The organism is Cellulomonas sp. KU4C, from assembly GCF_056868065.1.
The window spans coordinates 1,299,264-1,323,441 of the sequence record NZ_CP200322.1 but is presented as its reverse complement, the minus strand read 5'-3'; the positions used below and the strand labels follow the sequence as shown (position 1 = coordinate 1,323,441).

The following is a 24,178-nucleotide window of genomic DNA, read 5'->3' as shown; positions in this document are numbered from 1 at the left end:
GCGGACGCGGGCGGACGACGAGGGGGACCACGTGGCGTGGCAGGAGCAGGTGGCGACGTTCGTCGCGGAACGGGGGCCGGCCCTCGTCGGGTACGCCCGGCTGCTGACGGGTGACCACGACAGCGCCCAGGACCTGGTCCAGGACGCGCTGGCGAAGGCCTGGTCCCGGTGGCGGGCAGGTGCGGACATCGAGTCGCTCGAGGCGTACGTGCGCCGGGCCGTGCTGTCCACGTACCTGGACCAGTACCGGCGACGACGGCTGTGGCAGCGGCGCGTGCACCTGCTCGCGACCCCCGAGTCCGAGCCGGCGCGCGAGGCCGCCACCGACGTGGCCGCCGACCTGGCGTCGGCGCTGCGGCACCTGAGCCCCCGGGAGCGGGCGTGCGTGGTGCTGCGGTTCTACGAGGACCTCACCGTCGCGGGCATCGCGGCGCGGCTGCAGCTCTCCGAGGGCGCGGTCAAGCGGTACCTGTCGGACGGGACGAGACGCCTCGGGGCGTTGATGGGCGACGCGTCCGCCGCCCACGAGACGGTCGAGGTGCGAGCGACGACGGAGGACCGGCGATGAACGAGCGCGACCTGCACACCAGCTTCGGCGACCTCGCCCGGAGCGCCGCCGACGAGCAGATCGACCGGCAGCGCCGCGGCGACGGGCTGTCCGTGTCGTCGATCACGCGGCAGTCGAGCCGCGCACGCCGACGGCGCGGGGCCCTGACCACCGTCGCGGGCATCGCGGCGGTGACCAGCCTGGTCCTCACCGGGTCCGCGCTGGCCGACCGGCCCGAGCCCCGACCGGCGGGCACCCCGACCACGTCGCCCACGCGGTCGACCCCCACCCCCACCCCCGCTCCGGACCCCACGCCCGATCCCACGCCGAGCAGCCCGGTGACGAGCGCGCCCCCGACGGCGCCGGACGTCACCGGGACCACCGGCGTCCTGCGGTCCTACCCGTCCGCCCCCCGCGCCGCCTGGACCGTGCCGCCGAGCAGCATCTGGCCCGCCGCGTCGGGGTACCCGGGCGCGCTGCCCCTCCTCGGGGACGTGACGGCCTCCCCGCACTCCTACCCGGCGTTCCGCGCCCTCGCCGCAGGCGGGACGTGGCTGGTCGCCGCGGGCATCCCGGAGGACGAGGACCTCGTCGGCCTCGGCGCGGACGACGGGACCGTCCGCTGGACCCTGGACGGACCGCCCGGCGACGCGGTCGACGCGTGCGCCGGCGTCCACGACGGGCTCCTCGTCTGCCAGGGGGGCGGCGACGGCGCCCGCGTGGTCCAGCTGCGCGACCCGGGGACCGGGGAAGTGGTCCGGGAGGCCGGACCGGGCGGGTCGGGCATCGCTCTCGCCGCCGACGCCGTCGTCGTGCACGCCGTCACCGGCACCGACGTGCTCGTCGAGGTGCGCGACCTCGTCACGGGCGCCGTGCGGGGCGGGTTCACGCTGCCGGGTGCCGCCGGCGACGGGGTCGGCGACGGGGTGGTCCAGTGGCGACGCGCGGGTGCGTACGTGCTCGTCGAGGCGCCGCAGTACTCGTTCGTCGTCGACGCGAGGAGCGGGCGCCAGGTCGGCGGGTCGCTGAACCGACCGGGTGGGGTGCGCCCCGACGGCTGGGTGACCGGGTACGCGGCCGACGGCAACCTGCACGCCGCGGGCCCCGACGGGCGGGACCTGACGCTCCCCGCCGGGTACGCGGCCACGCCCGGGGTGTGGGCGCCCGCGCCCGACCTCGACGTGCCCCTGCTCGTGTGGCCGGATCCGGCCGACTCCGCCGACCGGCGCGTGCGCGCGGTCGACCCCGCGTCGGGCGAGGTCGTCTGGTCCGTGCCGGGCACCACCGCCGTGCAGGCCGTGGCGGGCCGCACCGTGGTGCTCGTGGGCCAGGAGGAGCTCGTCGCCGTCGACGCCACGACCGGCACGGAGCTCTGGCGCACGCCGGCCGGGAACATCGTCGGGGTGGACGGCGAGCGCCTGGTCGTCGACGACCTCGCGGGCCTCCGGGCGGTCGACCTCCGCACCGGATCCGTCGCCTGGGAGCTCGCGCTCGACCCGACGGTCCAGGTGCACGAGGTCGACGGCACGCTCGTCGCCGTGGGCGCCGACGGCTCGCTGACGAGCCTGGTCCCCTGACCCCGGGCGGTCGCGGATCAGTCGGCGGGCTGGTCCGCGAGCGCCGCGTCGACGGTCTCGCGGATGGTGAACACCTGGGTCAGCGCCGTGATCCGGAAGACCTTGAGCAGCCGCTCGGAGTCGATCACCAGCTGCAGCCGGCCGTCGGCGCCGCGGACGCGCTTGAGCACGCCGACCAGCAGACCGAGGCCGGTGGAGTCCATGAACCGCACGTCCGTCAGGTTCACGACCAGGTCCACGTGACCCTGGTCGACCAGGGACGTGAGCTTCTCGCGCAGGGCAGGCGCGGTGTACACGTCGATCTCGCCCGACACGTCGACGACGGTCCGACCGTCCACGGTCCTGCTGGCCACGCTCACGTCCACCTGGGCTCCCCTCCCGCTGGGAGCATTCAAACAGACCGTGGGGCGTGCGACGGCGTTCTGCTCCGGGCGCGTGTCCGACCGGGCCCCGGGACCGCGGTCATCCCCGGGGGACCAGCCGCACCGCGTCGCCCGGACGCAGCTGACCGGCGACGTCCCGGGCCGCGTCGGTCAGCACCGCCAGCACCGGGTAACCGCCGGTCACCGGGTGGTCCGCGCCGAACACGACCGGTCGGCCGTCGGGCGGGACCTGCACCGCGCCGGGCACCAGGGGCTCCGACGGGAAGCTCGCCACGATTCACCCGTTCGACCGGCGGGCCGTCGAGCCGCAGCGCCACCCGGTTGCTCGCGGGGGTGACGGTGTACACCCGCCGGCCCAGGGCGGCGAGCCCGCCCGGCGCGAACCAGTCCGGCCGCGGGCCCGGGAGCACCGCCAGCTCCGCCGGGTCCGACCGGGGCGACGGCGGGTCGGGCCACGGCTGCGCGGCCGCCTCCACCCGGGCGCCGACCGGGAGCACGTCGCCGGCGCGCACCGGTGGCGGGCCGATCCCGGACAGCTGGTCCGACGACCGCGACCCCAGCACCGCCGGCACCTCCAGGCCACCGCGCACCGCGACGTACACGCGCAGCCCGTGCACCGCGTGCCCGGTCCGCAGCACCGCCCCGGGCGGGACGCGGGTCGCGGTCCGCGGGGCGACCGGGCGCCCGTCGAGCCGGGCCGGGACCTCGGCCCCGGTCAGCGCCAGCACCCCACCCGCCGGGAAGCCCAGCTCGACGCCCCCGAGCAGCACCTCGAGGACGGCCGCGTCCCCGGAGTTCCCGACGAGCCGGTTCGCCTGACGCGCCGCACGGGCGTCCGCGGCGCCGGACCGCCCCACGCCGACCGCGGCCAGGGCCGGGCGGCCCCGGTCCTGGACGAGGGCGAGCACGCCGGGGTCGCGGACCTCGACGACGCCCCCGGTCGGCGGCGTCGGCGTGCGAACGGCGACTCGCGCGGCGACGGGTGCCGCCGGCGACCCCGCGGGGACGAACCGCACCCGCGTGCCGGGCGCGAGCAGCGCCGGCGGGTCGCGGTCGACGTCGAACAGCGGCACGTCGCAGGTGCCGAGCAGCCGCCACCCGCCCGGCGTCGCCGACGGGTAGACCGCCGCGAGCTTCCCCGCGACCGCCACCGACCCCGCCGGGACGCGCTCGCGCGGCGAGGACCTGCGGGGGACGTGCAGCGCGGGGTCGAGCCCGCTGAGGTAGGCGAACCCGGGCACGAACCCGCCGAACGCCACCGTGTACGTCGCCGCCGCGTGCCGCCGGACGACCTCCGCCTCCGTGAGGCCGGTCAGCGCGGCGACCTCGGCGAGGTCCGGGCCGTCGTAGCGGACGGGGAGCTCGACGGGCGGGGCCGCGGGCGCGGGGTGCGTCGGTAGACCGCCGGTCGCCGCGGGCGCGGGGTGCGCCGGTGGACCGCCGGTCGCCGCGAGCGCACCGGTCGCCGCGAGCGCACCGGTCGCCGCGAGCGCACCGGCGGTCGCCGTCAGCGCGACCAGCCCGCGCGCCACCCACGACCGGTCCGCGAACCGGACCAGGAGCGTGCGCGCGGCGGGCACGACGTCGACGGCACCCGGCGGCGGGTCGGCCCGGAGCACCTCGTCGAGCGCACGCACCGCGTCCAGGTCCGGCAGGTCGACGAGCACCCCGTCCGGGCCGTACGGCACCGCGCGGACGGGCACGGCGCGGACGGGCACGGCGCGGTCGGGCACGGCGCGGTGGGTCACGGCGCCGCGGGCCGCAGCACCACGCCGGCCCGCTCCAGGGCCGCGCGCACCGCCCGTGCCACCGGCACCGCGCCGGGTGTGTCGGAGTGCACGCACAGCGAGTCCGCCGCGACCGGCACCTCCGTCCCGTCGACCGAACGCACGACGCCCTCGAGCACCAGCCGGACGGCTCGGGCCGCGGCCTCCTCGGGGTCCGTGACCAGCGCCCCGGCGGTGCCCCGCGGCGCGAGCGTCCCGTCCGCCCGGTACCCCCGGTCCACGAACGCCTCGGGCACCGTCCGCAGGCCCGCGGCCGACGCGTGCCGCAGCACCGCCGACCCCGGCATCCCCACGACGGCCAGACCCGGGTCGGTCCCGACGATCCCGGCCACCACCGCGCGCGCCTGCTCGTCGTCGCCGACCACCCGGTGGTAGAGCGCCCCGTGCGGCTTGACGTACCCGACCCGGGCGCCGACGCCCCGCGCCACCGCCTGCAGCGCCCCCACCTGGTACGCGACCTCCGCCGTCAGCACGTCGGCGGGCACGTCCAGCGCGCGCCGCCCGAACCCGACCAGGTCCCGGTACCCGACGTGCGCACCGACCGCGACGCCGCGCGCGACGGCGGTCGCGCAGCGCGCCGCCATGATCGCCGGGTCGCCCGCGTGGAACCCGCACGCGACGTTCGCGCTGGTCACCACGTCGAGCAGCGCGTCGTCCGTGCCGGGCTCGCCGAGCGTCCAGGGGCCGTAGCCCTCGCCGAGGTCGCAGTTCAGGTCGGTGTGCGCAGCCACGGCCCCATCCTGCCCCGCGGCGCCGTCCACGGTCCCCCGCTCGGCGTCGTCCGCGGACCGCGTCGGCAGGGGCGAGGATGGTGCCGTGGTCGCGACCGGTGAGCTGCTCGACGTGCTGCTCGCCGGTGGGCGGCGCGCGGACCGGCTCACACACGTCCGGCACCTGCCCGCCCGCGCCGGGACCGCCGTGGACTGGCCCACGTGGGCGGACGCGGACCTGGTCGCCGGGTACCGGTCGCTGGGCGTCGACCGGCCGTGGCGCCACCAGGCCGAGGCGGCCGAGGCAGCCTGGTCCGGCCGGCACACCGTGCTGTCGACCTCCACGGGGTCGGGCAAGTCGCTGGCGTTCTGGCTGCCCTCGCTGTCGGCCGTCCGCGCGCAGGCCGCCGCCCGCACCCTCGACCCGGGCCGGATCGAGACCGTCGCCCGCCGCGGCTCCGTGCTGTACCTCTGCCCGACCAAGGCGCTCGCCGCCGACCAGCTGCACGCCCTCGACGGCGTCCTGCGGGCCGCCCGGGTGCGGGAAGTGCGCGTGTCGACCTGCGACGGCGACACCGCGCAGGAGGAGCGCCGGTGGGTGCAGGAGCACGCCGACGTGGTGCTGACCAACCCGGACTTCCTGCACTTCGCCCTGCTGCCCCAGCACCGCCGGTACGCCCGGCTGCTCGGCTCCCTGCGGTACGTGGTGCTCGACGAGTGCCACGCGTTCCGCGGGGTGTTCGGCGCCCACGTCGCCGCGGTGCTGCGCCGGCTGCGCCGCGTCGCGGGGATCTACGGCGCCGACCCGGTGTTCCTGCTGGCGTCCGCGACCACCGCCGAGCCCGCCGCGAGCGCCGCGCGGCTCATCGGCGTGCTGCCGCAGGACGTCGTCTCCGTCGCCGACGACGCCTCCCCCGCCGGCCGCAAGACGATCGCGCTCTGGCAGCCGCCGGAGGTCCCGGCCGCCGAGGGCCCGTGGAGCGGGCTGCTCCCCGAGGACGATCCGTGGGCGCTGCCGCTCGACGAGCCGCCGGTGGACGTCGACCGGGCGGGCGGGGCGTCGGACCCGGTCGCGCCCGGTGGGCCGGACGCGGCGACCGCGGCACCGGCCACCGGCCCCGACGCCGGGTCGGTCGGGCCCGCCCGCGAGGGGTCGGGACCGCTCGGCACCGGCGAGGACCTGGTCGCCGACGACCCCGACCGGCCCCGCCGATCCGCCACCGCCGAGGTCGCGGACCTGCTGGCGGACCTCACCGCCGCCGGCGCCCGGACCCTCGCGTTCACCCGGTCGCGGCGGGCCGCCGAGTCGGTCGCGACCGTCACCCGGGAGCACCTGCGCGAGGTCGACCCGGAGCTGGCCGCCGCCGTCGCCGCCTACCGCGGCGGCTACCTCCCGGAGGAGCGCCGCGCCCTGGAGCAGGCGATCCGCACCGGGCGGTTGCGGGCCCTGGCCACCACGAACGCGCTCGAGCTCGGCGTCGACATCTCCGGGCTGGACGCCGTGGTCATCGCCGGCTGGCCCGGGACCCGCGTCTCCCTGTGGCAGCAGGCCGGGCGTGCGGGCCGCGCGGGCGCCGACGGGCTCGTCGTCCTGGTGGCCCGCGAGGACCCGCTCGACACGTTCCTCGTGCACCACCCCGAGGCGGCGCTCGACGCCCCGGTGGAGGCGACCGTGTTCGACCCCGCCAACCCGTACGTGCTCGCGCCGCACCTGTGCTCCGCCGCCGCGGAGACCCCGATCCGCACCGAGGAGCTCGACCTGTTCGGCCCGGGGACGCGTGAGCTGCTGGACGTCCTCGTGGCCCGGGGGGCGCTGCGCCGGCGCCCGTCCGGCTGGTACTGGACGCACGCGGAGCAGGCCGCGCGGCTCACCGACCTCCGCGGGACCGGTGGTGACCCCGTGCGCGTCGTCGAGGCGTCCACCGGCCGGCTCCTCGGGACCGTGGACTCCGCCGCGGCCGACTCGACCGTCCACGCCGGCGCGGTCTACGTCCACCAGGGCGCGACGTACGTGGTGTCCGAGCTGCACCTGGCGGACGGCGTCGCGCTGGTGGACCGTCGCGACGTCGACTACGGGACCTGGGCCCGGTGGGTGACGTCCACCGAGATCCGGTCCACCACCCACGAGCGGCGGTGGGGCCCGGTGACCTGGGGGTTCGGGGCGGTCGACGTCACCACGCAGGTGCTGAGCTACCAGCGCAAGCGCATCCCCGACATGGAGGTGCTCGGCTCGGAGCTGCTGGACCTGCCCGCCCGGACCCTGCCGACCACCGCGGTCTGGTGGACCGCCCCGGCCGAGGTGCTCGAGCGCGCCGGCGTGACCCTGGAGACCGCGCCCGGCGCCCTGCACGCCGCCGAGCACGCGTCCATCGGACTGCTGCCGCTGCTCGCGACGTGCGACCGCTGGGACCTCGGCGGGGTGTCGACCGCGCTCCACGTCGACACCGAGCAGGCGACGGTCTTCGTGCACGACGCGTACCCCGGCGGCGCGGGCTTCGCGGAGCGCGGCTACGCCCTCGGCGCGACCTGGCTGCGGGCGACCCGCGAGGCCATCGCGACCTGCCCGTGCCGGACCGGGTGCCCGGCGTGCGTGCAGTCCCCCAAGTGCGGGAACGGCAACAACCCGCTGGAGAAGGCCGCGGCCGTGCGCCTGCTCGACGTCGTCCTGTCGCACGCCCCAACGGCCTGACCCGGCCCCGGCACCGGACCGGTCAGCGGTCGCGCACCGGCTGGCACACCTCGGTCACCCAGCGGGACGGGTCCTGCTCCTGCGCCGGGCCGACCCGGTAGACGTCGAACATCGGCCCGTCCATCTCCAGGTCGTGCGCCGCGATCCAGTCGCCGAGGGCGACGGTCACCGCACCGACCTGGTCGTACGGGCCGGTGAACGTCGCCGTGACGACGTCCCGGTCGGGCAGCTCGACGAACCGCAGGTCGTCCGCGCCGCCGAACGGGCCGGCGACCTCCAGCCACACCTCGACGTCGACGTCGCGCTCCCGGAAGCCGTCGTCGTGGAAGGTCGCCCCCGCGCAGCCTCCGGGGACGGGGACGGCTCGCGCCGCCCCGAGCGCCGCGCCGAGCCGCTGCCAGAGCAGCCCCTCGTCGGCGTAGGTGGGGATCGTGCCGCGCAAGGCGGCGACGGGGATGCCGGGCAGGGTGGTGCGACGGACGTCGACGGACATGACGGACTCCTCCAGCGCGGTGATGAGGTGGTCGACCCGCTCGATGCGCCGACGGACGTCGTCCGCGTCCGCCTCCAGGCGGGCGCGCTGGTCGTCGAGCGCCTGCCGCACGACCGCGGCGCGGTCCTCCGGCAGCAGCCGCGCGATCTGCGCGACCGCGAAGCCCGCGTCCCGCAACGCGCACACGCGCGCCGCGGTCCGCAGCTGCTCCGGGGAGTACGAGCGGTACCCGGTGAACGGGTCGACGGCGGCCGGGGGCAGCAGCCCGTGGTCGTCGTAGTGCCGGAGCATCCGCACGCTGATCCGCGTCAGCCGGGAGAACTCCCCGATCGTGAACAGCCTCGCCTCGGAACGGGTCATGTCCATGACCCCACACCCTGACACGGTGGCAGGGTCCAGCCGCAGGACCTCACGGGTCCGCCACCGTCCTCACCCGGGCCGCCTGCGGGCCCGCCCGCGCGGTGGCCGAGGCCTCCCCCGGGCCGAACGGCACCGTCGCCCGCACCTCGACCACCCCGCCCGCCCGGACGCCGCAGGTGGCGAGGTCGGCACCGTTCCGCCCGACGACGAGTCCGGCGACGGCGCACGCGTCCTCGACGGCCCGCCGCGCCGCCTGTGCGCCCGCGATCGCACCGAGGTCCGCCGCCGTCTGGGCCCGCCACCGGGCGGCCTGCGCGCCCGCGAGCGCCCCCAGCGCCCCGGCGAGCACGGCCACGACCGCCAGGAGCCCGAGCACGAGCACCGACGCCGAGCCACGGTCGCGGCGGTCGGGGCGGGTCGCCCGGTCGGAACGAGTCGCCCGGTCGAGCGGGCTCCCACGGTCGGTACGGGGGGTCGCCCGGTCGGCCCGCCAGCCAGCCGTCACGGCTCCTCCCGTGCGGTCGCGGTCCCGTGCGCCACGACGCCGCCGAGCAGCGGCACCGTCGGCCCGACCGCCACCTCCACGGTCACGACGACCCACCCGTCGCCGCGTCCGACCGCGGCCTGCGCGCCGTCGCCGGCGATGCGTCGTGCGACCCGGGCCACGGCAGCGTCGTCCTCGCCGAGCGCCGCGGCCCGCGCACCCGACCGGGCGGCGTCAGCGCACCGCAGCTGGGTCGCGGCGATCGACGCGAGGGCGACGACCACACCGACCAGCAGCGCGACGACCGGCAGGACGACCGCCATCTCCGCGGTCACCGAGCCCTCGTCACCGTCGGGACGGCGGCGCACCCGGGACGGCCCGGGGGCACGTGGCTCGCCCGCCTCACACCGACAGCGCACCGCGCACCAGCGACGTGAGGGCCTCGCGGATCTCCGGGCTCGTGAGGATGACGACGAGCAGGCCGGCGAACCCCACCGCCGCGATCATCACGATCGCGTACTCGGCGGTGGCCATCCCCGCGTCGGCCGGCACGCCCGGCACCCCCCGGCGGACCGCGCGCGCCCGGGCCGCGACCGCGCGTCCGAGGCGTCCGCGCCGGACGTGCCTCGCGAACCGGACCACCCCCGACGACCGACCGGGAGCTCGTCCCCGGTCCGTCGCTCCCCGACGGCGCCGACGCACGACCCGAACCGCGCGCGCCGTTCGCGCTCCCCGTCCGTCCACCCGGTCACCCGTGCCGTCAGCCATCGTGTCCTCCTCGAGTCCGCCGGGCAGCCCGTCGCCGCCCGCACTCCGACTGTGCTGCCGTCGGCTCGGCGCTCCTGGTCCCGAGCGCGCGATCCTGGGGACGACGCGCGGGCGACCGGCCTGTGGAGGGTTCGGCGCCCGCACGCCGCCTGTCCCACGGGCCGCGACGAGCCGCACGGATCTGCTGCTCACCGCAGCAGCGTCCCGGCGAGCGACACCAGGACCGGGACCAGACCGATCAGCACGAAGGCCGGAAGGAAGCACAGCCCGAGGGGCAGCACGATCCGCACCCCGAGCCGGGCCGCCGCCTCGCGCGCGGCGCGCTCACGCTCACGACGCAGACCGGCAGCGGCGGCGCGGAGAGCCGGGGCCGCACCCGCGCCGGTGCTCCACGCGGACTCCAGCGGTGCCAGCGCCTCGCCGAACCCAGGTGCCCGGGCCCACGCGGCGGCCCACGGGGCGCCGAGGCGCAGGGCACCGGCCGCCGCGCGCAGGTCCGCGCCGACGGGGTCGACGAGGACGTCGCCGACCGCGCCCACGGCGTCGGGCACCGACGCGCCCGCCTCCACCGCGACCACGAGCAGGTCGAGGATCGTCACGGAGTCCGGGGCGGGTCCGGGGCGTCGACGCGGGTCCGCCGGACCGGCCACGGGCCCGCGTCGGGCACCCGGCCGGGCGCCCCGACCGGTCCCCCGGTCCCCGCCGCGCACCGCATCCCCGCCCGAGGCCCTGCCCCGCCCGGAGAGCGCCCCCGGGCCCGGGAGCCGCCGCGCCCGGGGGCGCAGGTGGGCGGACGCGGCGAGCACGGCCAGGACGAGCAGCACGGCGCGCACGTCACCCGCTCCCGCGCTGCGCGTGCCCGGCCCGCGCCGCGTCCCCGGCACGCCGGGCAGCAGCGGTCATCACCGCCACCCACCTCCGCCCCGCGGCGACGAGCACGAGCCCGAGCAGGCCGGCGGCGGTGCCCGGGCCTCCGCCGAGCAGCACGCCCAGGACGTCCGCGCCGAGCACCGACCCGAGGGCGACCCCGACGAGCGGCAGACCGGTGAGCAGGCGCGTCGTCTGCCGGGGGCCCGCGAGCGCCGCGCGGATCCCCGCCTCGACCTCCGTGTCCTGGGCGAGGGTGCGGGCGGCCGCGTCGAGGACCTGGGCGAGCGGGGCTCCGAGGACGGTCGCCAGCCGGGTGGCGGCGAGCACGCCCGCGACCTGCCGCTCCAGGGCCGCGCCACCGTCGGGTACCCCCGCCCACCGGACACTCCTCGCGCCGCCGGCCCGAGGCGGGCCCACCAGCGCGGCGACCGCGTCGTCGAGCAGCGGCACCCCGTCGGGGGGCACCGGGATCCCGAGCGCGACCTGCCAGGCCCCGGCGGGCGACCGCCCGGCCCGGAGCTCGGCCGCCGCCGTCGCGACCGCCGCGGCGAGCGCCGCGCCCGGGTCGCGCCGCGGCACGCGACGGCCTCGGGGTGCCGCGCCGCGCGGGCCCCGCACCGGACCCGCCCGCACCCGGGTGCGGGCGGCACCGGTCCCGCCGGCGAGGAGCACCGCGGCGGCGACGGGCACCCCGACCAGCACGGACCCACCCAGACCGGGGGCGGCGCGGATCACCCGGGGCCCGTGGGCGTGCGGTCGCCGGTGAGTCCCGCGCGTCGGGCGAGCGCGGGCCAGCTCGGTCCGGCACCGACCCGGCCGTCCGCCGCGACGACGAGCCCGGTCCGGACGTGCAGCCCGCCCGCGCCGTCGAGCCGGTCGACCACCCCGACCTCGGCGACCCGCCGACGGCCGCCGTCGCGCCGCAGGTGCAGCACCGCGTGGAACGCGCTGGCGGCCTGCGCGGCGACGGCGTCACGCGACAGGCCCGCGAGCGCCCCCAGGGCCGTGAGCCGCGCCGGCACGTCGGCCACCGCGTTGGCGTGCACGGTCGTGCACCCGCCGTCGTGCCCGGTGTTCAGGGCGCTCAGCACCTCCCGGACCTCCGCCCCGCGGCACTCCCCGAGGACGACGCGGTCGGGCCGCATCCGCAGGGCCTCGCGGACCAGGTCCGCCAGGTCGACGGCACCGGCGCCCTCGACGTTCGCCCGCCGGGCGAGCAGCCGCACGACGTGCGGGTGCTGCGGGGCGAGCTCCCCGGCCTCCTCGACGCAGACGATCCGCTCCCCCGGGTCGGCCAGGGAGAGCAACGTCGACAGCAGCGTCGTCTTGCCGGTGCCGGTCGCGCCGGAGACCAGGAGGTTCGCGCGACCGCGGACGAGACCGCGCAGCAGCTCGTCGACGCCGGGGGCGACCGTCCCGGACCGCACGAGGTCGGCGAGCGCGAACGGCCGGTGCCGCACGACGCGCAGCGACAGCAGGGTGCAGCCGTCGGCGACCGGCGGCAGGACGGCGTGCAGCCGCGTGCCGTCGGGCAGCCGGGCGTCCACGGCGGGGCGCGCGTCGTCGAGCCGCTGCCCGCCCGCGGTCGCGAGCCGCACCGCGAGGTCGCGCACGCGCCCGGCGTCGCCGAGGTCGACGTCGGTGCGCACGAGGCGGCCGGCGTGCTCGACCCAGACGTCGCGCGGTCCGTTCACGAGCACGTCCGTCACGTCGGGGTCGTCGAGCAGCGGCTGGAGCGGCCCGGCGCCCCGGATCTCGGCGTGCACGGAGGCCTCGAGCTCCGCGAGCGCGGTCCGGCCGAGGACACGGCCGGTGGCCCGCAGCGCGGCGGCGACCCGTTCCACGGTGACGGGTCCGCCCTCGTCGACGAGGCGCCGGCGGACGTCCGCGACGAGGTCCGCGTCGGGCGGCCCGCTGCCGACGGTCATGCGCGGCGCTCCCGGGGCAGGTCGACCAGCCGAGCCGCGAGCCGCTCGACCGCCCGCAGCAGCCCGGCGGGCGCCACCGGCCCGGCTCCCCGGTCCACGGCGGCGGCGACGCTCCTCGCGCGGGGCAGCGTCGCGAGCACCGGCAGGCCCACGGACTCACCGATCTCGGTGGCCCCCAGCCCGCCCGGCGCGGGACCCCGCAGCACCATCGCGACCCGGCGCCCGTCGTCGACGAGCACATCGCGCAGCAGCCGCGCGCCCGCCGTCCCGGGGACGTCCCGCGGCGTGACCACCAGCACCGAGTCGCACGCACGGTGCAGCGCGTCCTCGACGCCCGGAGGTCCGGCCCGCGCCGCCAGCACCGCGGAGCGGTCGAGGTCGAGAACGACGGACCGGTGCGCGTCCGCGAGCGCGTCGAGCACGTCCGGGAGCACGGCGGCGGGCGGCGACCCGGGGCGGGCGTCGTCGGTCGGCAGCACGGCGCACCGGTCCCAGCGCAGCAGCGTGCCGGCGAGCTGGTCGGGGTCGACCGCGCCGATCGCCCCGGTGAGGTCGGGCCAGCGCAGCCCGGGCTGGTCCTCGATACCGAGCGCCGTGTCCAGCGACGGCCCCGGCCCGGTGTCGACCAGCACGGTGGGACCGCGGCGGGCCAGCCGCGCGGCGAGCAGTGCCGCCACGACCGTCGCCCCCGCCCCGCCGCGCGCCCCCACGACGCCGACCAGCCCCGCCCCGCCCGACCCCGCCCCGCCCGGCCTCGCCCTGCCCGACCCCGCGCCACCCACCCTGCGACCCCGCTCCGTCATCGCCGTCCTCCTCGTCGCCGCACCCGTGGGCCCCGACGCTCCCGCCCTCCGCGCCCCGGCGCCACCGACCCGCGCCCGTCCTGGGGACCACGCGCGGCCTCCCTGCCTGTGGAGGGCTCGGCGGGGCTCGATATCGTCGATCGAGGAGGATCGGGCCCATGAGCAGCAGCAGCAGCGCCCCGACGGCGGAGCCCCCCGACGCACGCGGCGGGCGCGGCCGCGCCGCCGCGTTCTTCGACCTGGACAAGACCCTGCTGTCGACCTCGGCGGCCACCGCGTTCGCCCGGCCGTTCCTGCGCGGCGGCCTGCTGACCCGGCGCGCGGTCCTGCGGTCGGCGGCGTCGCAGGTCGCCTTCGTGCTGGGCAGCGCCACCGAGGGCCGGACGGAGCGGGTCCGTGCCCGGCTGTCCGCGGCCGTGGCGGGGTGGGAGGTCGCCCGGGTGTCCGCCGTGGTCGCCGCGCACCTGCACGAGGCGGTCGACGGCGTGCTGTCGCCCCGGGCGCTCGAGCTGATCGCGGAGCACCACGCGGCCGGGCACGACGTCGTGGTGGTGTCGGCGTCCAGCGAGGAGCTGGTCCGGCCGATCGCCGCGCTGGTGGGTGCGGACGAGGTGATCGCCAGCCGCATGGAGGTCGCGGACGGCCGGTACACCGGCGCGATCGCGTTCTACGCCTACGGCGAGGCCAAGGCGGCGGCCATGCGCGCGCTCGCCGAGCGCCGGGGCTACGACCTGGCGCGGTCGACCGCGTACACGGACTCCGCGACGGACGCGCCGATGCTCGCCGCCGTCGGCCACGGCGTCGTGGTGCACCCCGACCGCGCGCTGCGCCGGCTGGCCGAGCGCGAGGGCTGGGCGTCGGTCGAGCTGCACCGGCCCCTGGCGGTCCGGGTCCTCGCCCGGCCCGCCGGCCTGGTCGCCGTCGTGGCGCTCGCGGCGGCCGCCGTGGCGGCGGGCGCGGTCGTCGTGGCGCGCGGACGCCGCCGGTCTCCGCACGACGGCCGTCCCACGGGTCGGACAGCGGTCTCGCACCGCGGTCACGGGGGCGGCGTCCACCTGCGAGTTCGCCCGACACTCTTCCGCGCGCGCCCGCACCGGGGGTGTGATGGGCGGCACAACTGAACGACACGAAGGAACCCACGCGCGATCCGTCCACGCATAGGACGCGTCGGACGGGCTCGACCCGTCCCGACGAACACCCTGCACGCCTGATACCCCTCGTGCCGTTCGGTTCGGCCACGGCGTCCGCGAGGACGCCGTCGTCGTGCCCGGACCGGTGGACCCGAGGTCAGGCGCCGCCCAGCCGCCCGGCCAGGACCGCGTCCGCGACGGCGCGCCCCTCGGCGGCCCCGGCGACCACCGCCCCGGACGCCGCGGCCACCCAGCCGGCGACCCCCTCGGGCGTCCCGGTCGCGAACCGCGCGGCAGCCGCGACGTAGGGGTGCGGCGTCGCCGTCCACGCGACCTCGGGCACCACGGCCCCGGTGGGGTCGAGCCCGCGGCCGCTGAGCAGCATCCGGGCGACCGCGCGCGCCACGAGGCCGTTCCCCGCGACGAACGGGCGCAGCGCCAGCACCTCGCCGTGCACGACCGCGGCGACGACCAGCGCCGGGACCCGTGTCGCCGCGACGGTACGGGTCAGCAGCGCCAGCCGGTCCGCGACCTCCGCGCCCGACGGGGCCGCCCCGAGACCGCCGAGGTCCCGCGGGTCGACCCCCGCGCCGCGCACCCGGCCCAGGTCGGCGTCGGGCAGCCACCCCGCGCCGGCGGCGGTGTGCAGCCGCGCCAGCACCTGGCCGAGCGGCGGCACCACCGGCTCCGCCCGGCCGCCGAGGTCCGGACGCCAGCCGGCCGCGAGCACGGTGGCCCGCAGCGACCCCGCGGCCACCCGCGCCGCACCGTCCGTCCCGGGCGCCTCCCCCGTCGCGACCCCGCGCAGCGCGTCCAGCGGGACCCGGGCGCCGTCGACCGCGGCGCTGGCCCGGGCGGCCCGCAGGTCGGCCTCCGCGCGCACCTCCCGCCACCGGCGGCGGAACGCCTCGTGCCAGCGCAGCTCCTCGCACGCGGTCCGCGCCCGGTCGACGGCCTCGCGCACGCCGGGGAGGTCGAGCAGCGGGGCGAGCGGGTCGTCCGCCGCGGGGGCGCGTCGCGGGGGCAGGGGCAGCACGCGCGCCACCCTACGAGGTGCCCGCGGCGGCGCCGGCGCTCGCCACGAGGCCGGCCGGACGCGTCAGGCGTGGGCGTCGGAGCGTGATCCGGGCCACACTGACCCCATGCCCTCGACGCCGAGCGTGTCCTCGTCCATCACCGCCCGCCTGCACGTCCAGGCCCGCCCGACCGCCGTGTCCGAGCTGACCTCGGCGATCGAGCAGACCGGCGGCATCGTCACCGCGCTCGACGTCACGGCGTCGGGCCACGAGCGCCTCACGGTCGACGTGACGTGCGCGACCAGCGGCGAGGAGCACGCCGCGCAGATCACCGCCGCGCTGCGTGAGCTGCCCGGGGTGGACGTCGAGCGCGTCAGCGACCGGACGTTCCTCATGCACCTCGGCGGCAAGCTGTCGATCGAGTCGAAGGTGCCGCTGCGCAACCGCGACGACCTGTCGATGGCCTACACGCCGGGCGTCGCGCGGGTCTGCGAGGCGATCGCCGCGCGGCCCGACGACGCCCGCCGCCTGACGATCAAGCGCAACACGATCGCCGTGGTCACGGACGGCACCGCCGTGCTCGGGCTGGGGAACATCGGCCCGCTCGCCGCGCTGCCGGTCATGGAGGGCAAGGCCGCGCTGTTCAAGCGGTTCGCGGGGATCGACGCGTTCCCGCTCGCGCTCGACACCACGGACGTCGACGAGATCGTCGAGACGGTCGTGCGGGTCGCGCCGGTGTTCGCGGGGATCAACCTCGAGGACATCTCGGCACCGCGGTGCTTCGAGGTCGAGCGCCGGCTGCGCGAGCGGCTCGACATCCCCGTGTTCCACGACGACCAGCACGGGACCGCGATCGTCGTCACCGCCGCGCTGACCAACGCGCTGAAGGTCGTGCACAAGCGGATCGAGGACGTGCGGGTCGTGCTGTCCGGCGCGGGCGCGGCGGGGACGGCGGTGCTCAAGCTGCTGCTCTCGGCCGGGGTGCGGGACGTGGTGGTCGCCGACGTCGACGGGATCGTGCACCCGGGGCGGGCGCTGGCCTCCCCGGAGCTGCGCTGGATCGCCGAGCGGACCAACCCCCGCGGGGTGACCGGCGAGCTGCGCGGCGCCCTGGCCGGCGCCGACGTGTTCATCGGGGTGTCGGCCCCGAACATCCTCACCGGCGACGACCTCGCGACGATGGCCCCGGACTCCGTGGTGTTCGCCCTGGCGAACCCGCGACCGGAGGTCGACCCCGTGGTCGCGGCGCAGCACGCGGCCGTCGTGGGCACGGGCCGCAGCGACGTGGCGAACCAGATCAACAACGTGCTCGCGTTCCCGGGCGTGTTCCGCGGTCTGCTCGACGCGCGGTCGCACGTCATCACCGACGACATGCTGCTCGCCGCGGCGCGCGCCCTGGCCTCCGTGGTCACCGACGACGAGCTGAACCCGGCGTACATCATCCCCAGCGTGTTCCACCCGGACGTCGCCTCGACGGTGGCCGCCGCCGTCGCGCACGTGGCGAGCGGCGGCGAGGTCCGCCCCGAGACCGGCGCGGTCGCGCTGGTGCCCGCCCCGCGGACCTGACGGCACCGCCCGCGCCGGCGGCCCCCGGGGTCGCGACCGGCCCGCGCCGTACGATCGACCGGTGCAGTGCCACCACTTCGACGCCGCCCGGTGCGGGTCCTGCACCCTCATCGAGCAGCCGTACGCCGACCAGCTCGCCGCCAAGCAGCAGCGGTGCGCGGAGCTGCTCGCGCCCGTGGGGCCGGTGGACTGGCGGGCACCGGTCGCGAGCGCCGAGAGAGGGTTCCGCAACAAGGCGAAGCTCGCCGTCGGCGGCACGGTGGACGCGCCGACGCTCGGGATCCTCGACCCCGGCGGCGCGGGCGTCGACCTGCGGGACTGCGGCCTGTACCCGGCGACGCTCCAGGCGGCGCTGCCGGTCGTCGCCGCGTTCGTGTCGCTCGCCCGGCTGGTCCCCTACGACGTCCCGACTCGCCGCGGCGAGCTGAAGTACGTGCTGGTCACCGAGTCGCCGGACGGCGAGCTGATGGTGCGGTTCGTGCTGCGGTCCACGGAGGCCCTGCCCCGGCTGCGCAAGCACCTGCCGTGGCTGCTGGGGGCGCTGCCGCGCGCGGTGGTCGTGTCGGCGAACCTGCTCCCGGAGCACAAGGCGGTGCTGGAGGGCGAGCAGGAGGTCGTGCTCACCGAGCGCGCGACGCTGCGGATGCGGGTCAACGACATCGACCTGCACCTGCGCCCGCAGAGCTTCTTCCAGACGAACACCGCGGTCGCCGCCGCGCTCTACCGGATCGGCCGGGACCTGGTCGACGACGCCGCGCCGCGCACGGTCTGGGACCTGTACTGCGGCGTGGGCGGGTTCGCCCTGCACGTCGCGGGCGCGGGCCGGGAGGTCGTCGGGATCGAGACCAGCACCGAGGCGGTCGCCAGCGCCGAGCAGAGCCGCGACGACCTCGGCCTGGCCGGGGTGCGGTTCGCGGCGGGCGACGCGACCGCGTTCGCGCTGGCCGCGGACGCGCCCCCGGACCTGGTGATCGTGAACCCGCCGCGCCGGGGCATCGGGCCCGCGCTCGCCGGGTGGCTCGAGGCGTCGGGGGTGCGCGACGTCGTCTACTCGAGCTGCAACGCGGCGTCCCTGGCGCGCGACCTCGCGGCGATGCCGTCGCTGCGCCCGACCCAGGGGCGCGTGCTCGACATGTTCCCGCAGACGGGCCACTACGAGGCGGTCGTCGCCCTCACCCGCGCCTGACCGGGGCGCGGTCTTTCGTCCCACGTGCGGGGCGCACGCCGACGGCAGGCTGGACCCCATGCTGACCGTCGGCGAGGCCCTCGAGTACCAGACGCACGCGGCGCGGACCAAGTCCGACCTGGCCCGCCGACCCGGCGTCTACCTGGTGAACACCATGCTCGCCGGCCTGTACATCGGCCTCGGCGTCGTCATCATGGCGACCGCCGGCGGACCGCTCGCCGACGCGGGCTCGGGCTTCACCCCCCTGGTCCAGGGCCTGGTGTTCGGCGTCGCGCTGACCATCGTGGTCGTGGCGGGCGGCGAGCTCGCGACCTCCGCGATGATGGTCTTCACCCAGGGCGCGATGCGCGGCGCGATCTCGTGGGGCCGCGCCGGCGCGACGCTCCTCGCGTGCCTGGCGGGCAACCTGCTCGGCGCGATCCTGCTGGCCGCGGTCCTGCGGCTGTCGGGGGCGTTCGGTCCCGACACCCCGGCCGGCCGGATGATCGCCTCGATGATCGAGCACAAGGCCGCCGAGACCGGCACCGAGCTGTTCTTCCGCGGCGTGATGTGCAACCTCATGGTCTGCCTGGCCATCTGGTGCGCCGGGCGGCTGCAGACCGAGATCGCGAAGATCGTCGTCATCTTCGCGTGCGTGATGGTCTTCATCACCTCCGGGTTCGACCACGTGGTGGCGAACATGACGACGTTCTCGCTCGGCCTGATGAGCGGGATGCCGGACGCGACGGTGGTCGAGTTCGCCCGGAACGTGCTGTTCGTCGGGCTGGGCAACCTCGTCGGTGGCGGCCTGCTGGTGGGCGCGGCGAACGCCGTCGCCGCCGCACCGGCGCGCGCGACGACCGACCCGCAGCCCACCCCGGCCGAGCCCGCCGTCGCGGCTCCCCCCGCCCTCGCCGACGCGGTCCCCACCCCGCGCTGACCCGCTCTCCCTGCGCCGACCCGGCGTGGTGGGCTCCGCGCGAGAACCCCGCGGGATCGGGCATTCCGGGCGCGCCACCCGGCGGACCGGGCACGCGCGCTCTACGGTCGTACCGAGCACGGACGTGACCTGACCGGTGACGTCGCAGAGACCGGACCCGCCTCGCGGGGCGGGCGCGGGCGACGCCGGCGCTGCCGCCGTGCGGGCGCCGGACGGCCACGAGGGAGAACGCCATGAGCAGCACGCCGGACCGCGAGCACCAGGACGACGCCGCCCCGGCGACGGGCGCCACCGACGCCGGCACCGGGGCGGGCACCGGGGCGGGCACCGGGTCCGAGACGACGACCCGCCCGGGCCCCGTACCGACCTCGACCGACGCCGCGGACGCGGCCGGCACGCCGCGGGCCACGGCCGCGCCGTCCTCCGTCGCCACGCCCGATGCCGCAGACGGCCCCGGCACCACGGACCCGCGCCCCACCCCGGCGACCCCGTCCCGCGGCACGAGCGCGCACCGCGCCTCCCGCCCGGCGCCGGTGCCTCCCGCACCCGAGGACCCCGCGCCCCCGGTCCTGCCGGCCACCACCGCGGCGACGACCGCGGTCGTGTCGGACGGCTCGGGCGCCCCGACGGCCCCCCTGCCCGCCGCGACCGGCACGCCCCCGGCGGCCCCCACCGCGAGCCCGGCGACCCCGACGGCACCCGTCCCGCCGGCGGAGGCGGTGCGCCGCACGAGCTTCCGCGGCGCCGAGGCCCGCGCCGCCGCCGTGCTGGTCACCGGGACCCCGGCCGCCCCGCACGGTGACGACGACCCGCTCGCCCCGGCCCCCGGCACCGACACGCTCGACACCGCCGCGCTGCCCGGCACCGGCCCGTCCGACGCGTCGGTCCCCTACGGCGACCCGTCGGCCCCGGCGACGCCGCGCGAGCCGCTGCCCGCCGTGCCGGCCGGTGCCGCCGTGCCGCCCGGCGCCGCACGCCACGAGGCCCCCGAGACCCGGTCCCGCCGGGACGCCGTCGTCGAGACGCCCGCGCGCCGACCCGGTGGCGGCGTGGGCCGGCACCTCGCGGGCGTGCTGGTGGGGCTGCTGGTCGGGGCGGTCGGGGTCTGGACCGTGGTGTTCGGTCAGTCCCGGGTGCTGGCCGCGCAGGCGCCGGGCTGGGACGCGTCCTACGACGTGGTCGGCGTGCTGCTGGTGACCGCGGGCGTGCTGGTGCTCGCCGTCGTGCTCGGGCTCGGGCTGTGGTCGCCGGCGGTGCCCCTGACCGCGGGGCTGGTGGCCTCGGTCGTCGGCGTGGTGCTGCTGTACGTCCCGGCCACGACGCACGTGGACGTCGTCCGCTGGTTCGCCACCGACGCCACCCGGGGGTCCGTCGTGCGCGCGACCGTGACGGCGACGTCGGGCACGGTGTTCGTGGTCGGTGCGCTGCTGCTGGTGGCGGGCCTGGTGCTGGCGGTGGCGCGCCGCCGGTGGCTGCCCCGCGTCTGACCGCGGGGCACCGCGCCCCACCTCCGCGTTCGCCGGGCACGGGACGAAAGTCCTACTAGAGTGCGGTGGCAGACGCGGGCCCCTCCCGCGCCGGATCGCACCGACGTCGTTGCGCTGGAGGACACGTGGGCCTCGACCTCTCCACCCCCCGCCCCGCCGAGCCCGGGGACGGCCCGCCGTCGTCCGCGACACCGGGGCTCGAGAACCTCCTCACCGAGGACCGCCGGTTCCCGCCCGACCCGGCCTTCGCGGCCCAGGCGAACGCGCACGCCGAGCTGTACGCGTGGGCCAACGCCTCCCCGCTGGAGTTCTGGGCCGAGCAGGCCCGGTCGCTGCTGGACTGGTCGGACCCGTTCCACGAGGTCCTCGACTGGTCCGGCGCACCGGTCGCCCGCTGGTTCGCCGACGGCCGCCTGAACGCCGCGTACAACGCCGTCGACCGGCACGTCGAGGCCGGGCACGGGGACCGCGTCGCCCTGCACTTCGAGGGCGAGCCCGGCGACACCCGCACGCTGACCTACGCCGACCTGCAGCGCGAGGTCTCCCGGGCGGCCAACGCCCTGACCGCGCTCGGCGTCCGCACCGGCGACCGGGTGGCGATCTACCTGCCGCTGATCCCCGAGGCCGTCGTCGCGATGCTCGCCTGCGCCCGGATCGGCGCGCCGCACTCCGTGGTGTTCGGCGGGTTCTCCGCCGAGGCGCTGCACACCCGGATCCTCGACGCCGAGGCCGCGGTCGTCATCACCGCGGACGGCGGCTACCGGCGCGGTGCCGCCAGCGCGCTCAAGCCCACCGTCGACGAGGCGCTGGCCAAGGGGTCCGGTGAGCTGGTCCGGCACGTGCTGGTCGTACGCCGGACCGGGCAGGACGTCGCCTGGACCGAGGGCCGCGACGTCTGGTGGCACGACGCCGTCGACGGCGCGAGCGACCAGCACGAGCCCGTGGCCGTCGAGGCGGAGCACCCGCTGTTCATCCTCTACACCTCCGGCACGACCGGGAAGCCGAAGGGCATCTTCCACACCACGGGCGGGTACCTGACCCAGGCCGCGTGGACGCACCTCAACGTCTTCGACCTCAAGCCGGAGACTGACGTCTACTGGTGCACCGCGGACGTCGGCTGGGTCACCGGGCACACGTACGTCGTCTACGGGCCGCTGGTGAACGGCGCGACCCAGGTGATCTACGAGGGCACCCCCGACACCCCGCACCGCGGTCGCTGGTGGGAGATCGTGCAGAAGTACGGCGTCTCGATCCTCTACACCGCCCCGACCGCGATCCGGACCTGCATGAAGTGGGGCGAGGACGTGCCCGCCGGGTTCGACCTGAGCAGCCTGCGGGTGCTCGGCTCCGTCGGCGAGCCCATCAACCCCGAGGCGTGGACCTGGTACCGCCGGGTCATCGGCGGCGACCGGACCCCGGTGGTCGACACCTGGTGGCAGACCGAGACGGGCGCGATCATGATCAGCCCGCTCCCCGGCGTCACCGTCGCGAAGCCGGGCTCGGCGCAGACCCCGCTGCCGGGGATCGCCGCGGACGTGGTCGACGACGAGGCGCACCCCGTCCCGCCCGGCGGCGGCGGCTACCTGGTGCTCACGGAGCCGTGGCCGGCGATGCTGCGCGGCATCTGGGGCGACGAGCAGCGGTTCCGGGACACGTACTGGTCGCGGTTCCGGGACATCTACTTCGCGGGCGACGGCGCCAAGAAGGACGACGACGGCGACATCTGGCTGCTCGGCCGGGTCGACGACGTGATGAACGTGTCCGGGCACCGGCTGTCGACGACCGAGATCGAGTCGGCCCTGGTGTCACACCCGTCGGTCGCCGAGGCCGCGGTGGTCGGCGCCCGCGACGACACCACCGGTCAGGCGGTCGTCGCGTTCGTCATCCTGCGCGGGGACGCGGTGGCGGGCACCGCCGAGGAGGTCGCCAGCGAGCTGCGCGCGCACGTCGCCCGGCAGATCGGCCCGATCGCCAAGCCCCGCACCATCCTGGTGGTCCCGGAGCTGCCCAAGACCCGGTCCGGGAAGATCATGCGGCGCCTGCTGCGGGACGTCGCCGAGCACCGGCAGGTCGGCGACGCGACGACCCTGGCCGACTCCTCGGTGATGGACCTCATCGAGAAGGGCCTGGCGACCCCGAAGCCATAGCTCTCCCCCGTGACCCCACCCGCGAGGGCGTACGCGACACCACGAGGGCGTACTCCGTGGCGTACGCCCTCGCGGTGTCTCATGCGCCCTCGGCGGGTGGGTCCGCGGGTGGGTCCGCGGGTGGGTCAGCGGGTGGGGTGGGTGAGGGTGCCCGTGCGGGCGACCTCGCCGAGCCAGTGGGCGCTGGGCTTCGGGGTGCGCGCGAACGTCTCGCGGTCCCACGCGATCAGGCCGAACGTGGGCTCGTACGACCCCCACTCGTAGTTGTCGAGCGCGGACCAGTGCAGGTAGCCGCGCACGTCGATGCCGTCGGCCATCGCGTCGTGCAGGCCGACCAGCGCGTCGTGGGTGTAGTCGATGCGGCGCGCGTCGTCCTGGGTGGCCATGCCGTTCTCGGTGACGACGACCGGCACCCCGCCGGTGCGCTCCCAGGCGTTGCGGACGCCGATGCCGAGCGCCGCCGGGAAGTACTCCCAGCCGATCAGGGTCTTCTCGACGTCGTCCGCGACCGGCACCGGGTTGCCCTCGGTGTCGATGAACGTCCGCAGGTACGCCTGGACGCCGATCCAGTCGTCGCCCGCGGCGGCGTCCAGGAAGATGTCCTCGCGGGGGTACCCGTAGGCCTTCGTGGCCTCCTCAGCGCCGGGCATCGCGTGGTAGGCCTGCGTGGCGACGGACCAGCCGGACCGCACCTGGCCGAGCTGGCTCAGCACCTCGCGGGACCGGCGGTGGCCCTCGATCAGCGCGTCGGTGATCTGCGGGTCCGGGGCCGGCAGCCGGGAGGCGGTCATCTCGGTGCCCTCCTCGCCGCGGGTCATCGCGACCATGTTGGGCTCGTTGATGGTGCACACCCACTCGACGTCGTCGCCGAGCACGGGCAGCACGGCCTCGGTGTACCGGGCGAACAGGTCCGCGGCCTCGGGGTGGCGCCAGCCGCCGAGCCGGGCGAACCAGCGCGGGTGCGTGAAGTGGTGCAGCGTCACCGACGGCGTCAGGCCGTGCTCGTGGCAGGTGTCGACCATCCGCCGGTAGTGCGCGAGCTCGGCGCGGGACACGAAGCCGCGCTCGGGCTCGATGCGGGCCCACTCGACGCTGAACCGGTAGGTGTTCATGCCGAGGTCGGCGAGCAGCGCGATGTCCTCGGGGTAGCGGTGGTAGCTGTCGGCGGCGTCGCCGCTGGGCTCGCGCAGGTCGGTGCCGGGGGCGTGCTCGCGCGCCCACCAGTCCGAGTTCACGTTGTTGCCCTCGATCTGGTGGGCGGCGGTCGCGGCACCCCAGAGGAAGCCCTCGGGGAAGCGTCGGGTGGTCATGCGGGGGTCCTCTCGGTC

The 24,178-nt window shown here is 77.5% G+C and carries 22 protein-coding genes; 9 read left to right on the top strand and 13 right to left on the bottom strand.

Features of this window, described 5'->3' with window-relative positions; all coding sequences use genetic code 11:
* Positions 1-31 precede the first annotated feature (31 nt).
* A complete protein-coding gene (locus tag AC1VL8_RS06270; protein WP_483074574.1) occupies positions 32-568 on the top strand; it encodes a sigma-70 family RNA polymerase sigma factor in 537 nt (178 codons plus the stop codon).
* Entirely contained in the window at positions 565-2,124 is a 1,560-nt protein-coding gene (locus tag AC1VL8_RS06265) for an outer membrane protein assembly factor BamB family protein (RefSeq protein ID WP_483074573.1), read from the top strand. Before AC1VL8_RS06270 ends, AC1VL8_RS06265 begins: the two co-directional genes overlap by 4 nt.
* Before the next feature lie 17 nt (positions 2,125-2,141).
* Here AC1VL8_RS06265 and AC1VL8_RS06260 read toward each other — a convergent pair whose 3' ends face one another.
* From AC1VL8_RS06260 to AC1VL8_RS06250, 3 genes are read right to left on the bottom strand one after another with little or no spacing between them, the layout of a single operon-like run.
* Positions 2,142-2,477 (bottom strand): STAS domain-containing protein, encoded by a 336-nt coding sequence (locus AC1VL8_RS06260; protein ID WP_483074572.1) that lies wholly within the window; start codon positions 2,475-2,477, stop codon positions 2,142-2,144.
* A gap of 38 nt (positions 2,478-2,515) precedes the next feature.
* Positions 2,516-4,240 carry a 5-oxoprolinase subunit B/C family protein gene (locus tag AC1VL8_RS06255; protein WP_483074571.1) on the bottom strand — a complete coding sequence of 575 codons (1,725 nt, stop codon included), beginning with the start codon at positions 4,238-4,240 and terminating at the stop codon, positions 2,516-2,518.
* An 11-nt stretch (positions 4,241-4,251) separates the two neighbouring features.
* Positions 4,252-5,025 (bottom strand): LamB/YcsF family protein, encoded by a 774-nt coding sequence (locus tag AC1VL8_RS06250; protein WP_389233475.1) that lies wholly within the window; start codon positions 5,023-5,025, stop codon positions 4,252-4,254.
* An 85-nt stretch (positions 5,026-5,110) separates the two neighbouring features.
* On the opposite strand from AC1VL8_RS06250, the gene AC1VL8_RS06245 reads away from it, so the two are divergent.
* Positions 5,111-7,693 (top strand): DEAD/DEAH box helicase, encoded by a 2,583-nt coding sequence (locus AC1VL8_RS06245; protein WP_483074570.1) that lies wholly within the window; start codon positions 5,111-5,113, stop codon positions 7,691-7,693.
* A gap of 22 nt (positions 7,694-7,715) precedes the next feature.
* On the opposite strand, the gene AC1VL8_RS06240 is transcribed toward AC1VL8_RS06245, so the two are convergent.
* The 8 genes from AC1VL8_RS06240 to AC1VL8_RS06205 all read right to left on the bottom strand — a co-directional run bounded on the left by AC1VL8_RS06240 (position 7,716) and on the right by AC1VL8_RS06205 (position 13,273).
* Positions 7,716-8,552, bottom strand: coding sequence for a MerR family transcriptional regulator (locus AC1VL8_RS06240; protein ID WP_483074569.1), 837 nt, complete (start codon positions 8,550-8,552; stop codon positions 7,716-7,718).
* 43 nt (positions 8,553-8,595) lie between these two features.
* Entirely contained in the window at positions 8,596-9,051 is a 456-nt protein-coding gene (locus AC1VL8_RS06235; RefSeq protein WP_483074568.1) for an Rv3654c family TadE-like protein, read from the bottom strand.
* Positions 9,048-9,365, bottom strand: a complete 318-nt coding sequence (locus AC1VL8_RS06230; protein ID WP_483074567.1) for a TadE family type IV pilus minor pilin — start codon at positions 9,363-9,365, stop codon at positions 9,048-9,050. The genes AC1VL8_RS06235 and AC1VL8_RS06230 overlap by 4 nt, the downstream gene beginning before the upstream one ends.
* Positions 9,366-9,432: 67 nt before the next feature.
* Entirely contained in the window at positions 9,433-9,582 is a 150-nt protein-coding gene (locus AC1VL8_RS06225) for a DUF4244 domain-containing protein (protein WP_389233490.1), read from the bottom strand.
* Between the two features lie 404 nt (positions 9,583-9,986).
* Positions 9,987-10,622 (bottom strand): type II secretion system F family protein, encoded by a 636-nt coding sequence (locus AC1VL8_RS06220; protein WP_483074566.1) that lies wholly within the window; start codon positions 10,620-10,622, stop codon positions 9,987-9,989.
* Positions 10,623-10,632: 10 nt separating this feature from the next.
* Entirely contained in the window at positions 10,633-11,403 is a 771-nt protein-coding gene (locus AC1VL8_RS06215; protein ID WP_483074565.1) for a type II secretion system F family protein, read from the bottom strand.
* Positions 11,400-12,596, bottom strand: coding sequence for a TadA family conjugal transfer-associated ATPase (locus AC1VL8_RS06210; protein WP_483074564.1), 1,197 nt, complete (start codon positions 12,594-12,596; stop codon positions 11,400-11,402). Before AC1VL8_RS06210 ends, AC1VL8_RS06215 begins: the two co-directional genes overlap by 4 nt.
* Positions 12,593-13,273: a CpaE-like family protein gene (locus AC1VL8_RS06205; protein ID WP_483074563.1), complete on the bottom strand. Its 681-nt coding sequence runs from the start codon at positions 13,271-13,273 to the stop codon at positions 12,593-12,595. The genes AC1VL8_RS06210 and AC1VL8_RS06205 overlap by 4 nt, the downstream gene beginning before the upstream one ends.
* Before the next feature lie 284 nt (positions 13,274-13,557).
* Between AC1VL8_RS06205 and AC1VL8_RS06200 the strand changes: the two genes are divergently transcribed.
* Entirely contained in the window at positions 13,558-14,520 is a 963-nt protein-coding gene (locus AC1VL8_RS06200; protein WP_483074562.1) for an HAD family hydrolase, read from the top strand.
* Between the two features lie 166 nt (positions 14,521-14,686).
* On the opposite strand, the gene AC1VL8_RS06195 is transcribed toward AC1VL8_RS06200, so the two are convergent.
* Positions 14,687-15,565: a cell filamentation protein Fic gene (locus tag AC1VL8_RS06195; RefSeq protein WP_483074561.1), complete on the bottom strand. Its 879-nt coding sequence runs from the start codon at positions 15,563-15,565 to the stop codon at positions 14,687-14,689.
* 106 nt (positions 15,566-15,671) lie between these two features.
* Between AC1VL8_RS06195 and AC1VL8_RS06190 the strand changes: the two genes are divergently transcribed.
* The 5 genes from AC1VL8_RS06190 to acs all read left to right on the top strand — a co-directional run bounded on the left by AC1VL8_RS06190 (position 15,672) and on the right by acs (position 22,850).
* Positions 15,672-17,111 (top strand): NAD-dependent malic enzyme, encoded by a 1,440-nt coding sequence (locus tag AC1VL8_RS06190; protein WP_389233507.1) that lies wholly within the window; start codon positions 15,672-15,674, stop codon positions 17,109-17,111.
* 61 nt (positions 17,112-17,172) lie between these two features.
* Positions 17,173-18,297: a 23S rRNA (uracil(747)-C(5))-methyltransferase RlmC gene (gene rlmC, locus AC1VL8_RS06185; protein WP_483074560.1), complete on the top strand. Its 1,125-nt coding sequence runs from the start codon at positions 17,173-17,175 to the stop codon at positions 18,295-18,297.
* A gap of 58 nt (positions 18,298-18,355) precedes the next feature.
* Entirely contained in the window at positions 18,356-19,216 is an 861-nt protein-coding gene (locus AC1VL8_RS06180) for a formate/nitrite transporter family protein (protein WP_483074559.1), read from the top strand.
* 233 nt (positions 19,217-19,449) lie between these two features.
* Positions 19,450-20,703 (top strand): hypothetical protein, encoded by a 1,254-nt coding sequence (locus AC1VL8_RS06175; protein WP_483074558.1) that lies wholly within the window; start codon positions 19,450-19,452, stop codon positions 20,701-20,703.
* Positions 20,704-20,828: 125 nt separating this feature from the next.
* The gene (acs, locus tag AC1VL8_RS06170; RefSeq protein WP_483074557.1) at positions 20,829-22,850 is read left to right on the top strand and encodes an acetate--CoA ligase; all 2,022 of its coding nucleotides are present in this window, start codon (positions 20,829-20,831) and stop codon (positions 22,848-22,850) included.
* 125 nt (positions 22,851-22,975) lie between these two features.
* On the opposite strand, the gene AC1VL8_RS06165 is transcribed toward acs, so the two are convergent.
* The gene (locus tag AC1VL8_RS06165; protein ID WP_483074556.1) at positions 22,976-24,160 is read right to left on the bottom strand and encodes a glycoside hydrolase family 1 protein; all 1,185 of its coding nucleotides are present in this window, start codon (positions 24,158-24,160) and stop codon (positions 22,976-22,978) included.
* Positions 24,161-24,178 lie beyond the last annotated feature (18 nt).

Excerpts from the sequence above, each read along its gene's own strand:
- AC1VL8_RS06265 (WP_483074573.1), top strand. The coding sequence starts at position 565 with ATGAACGAGCGCGACCTGCACACCAGCTTCGGCGACCTCGCCCGGAGC.
- AC1VL8_RS06240 (WP_483074569.1), bottom strand. The coding sequence starts at position 8,552 with ATGGACATGACCCGTTCCGAGGCGAGGCTGTTCACGATCGGGGAGTTC.
- AC1VL8_RS06210 (WP_483074564.1), bottom strand. The coding sequence starts at position 12,596 with ATGACCGTCGGCAGCGGGCCGCCCGACGCGGACCTCGTCGCGGACGTC.
- AC1VL8_RS06200 (WP_483074562.1), top strand. The coding sequence starts at position 13,558 with ATGAGCAGCAGCAGCAGCGCCCCGACGGCGGAGCCCCCCGACGCACGC.
- AC1VL8_RS06190 (WP_389233507.1), top strand. The coding sequence starts at position 15,672 with ATGCCCTCGACGCCGAGCGTGTCCTCGTCCATCACCGCCCGCCTGCAC.
- AC1VL8_RS06180 (WP_483074559.1), top strand. The coding sequence starts at position 18,356 with ATGCTGACCGTCGGCGAGGCCCTCGAGTACCAGACGCACGCGGCGCGG.
- AC1VL8_RS06175 (WP_483074558.1), top strand. The coding sequence starts at position 19,450 with ATGAGCAGCACGCCGGACCGCGAGCACCAGGACGACGCCGCCCCGGCG.
- AC1VL8_RS06165 (WP_483074556.1), bottom strand. The coding sequence starts at position 24,160 with ATGACCACCCGACGCTTCCCCGAGGGCTTCCTCTGGGGTGCCGCGACC.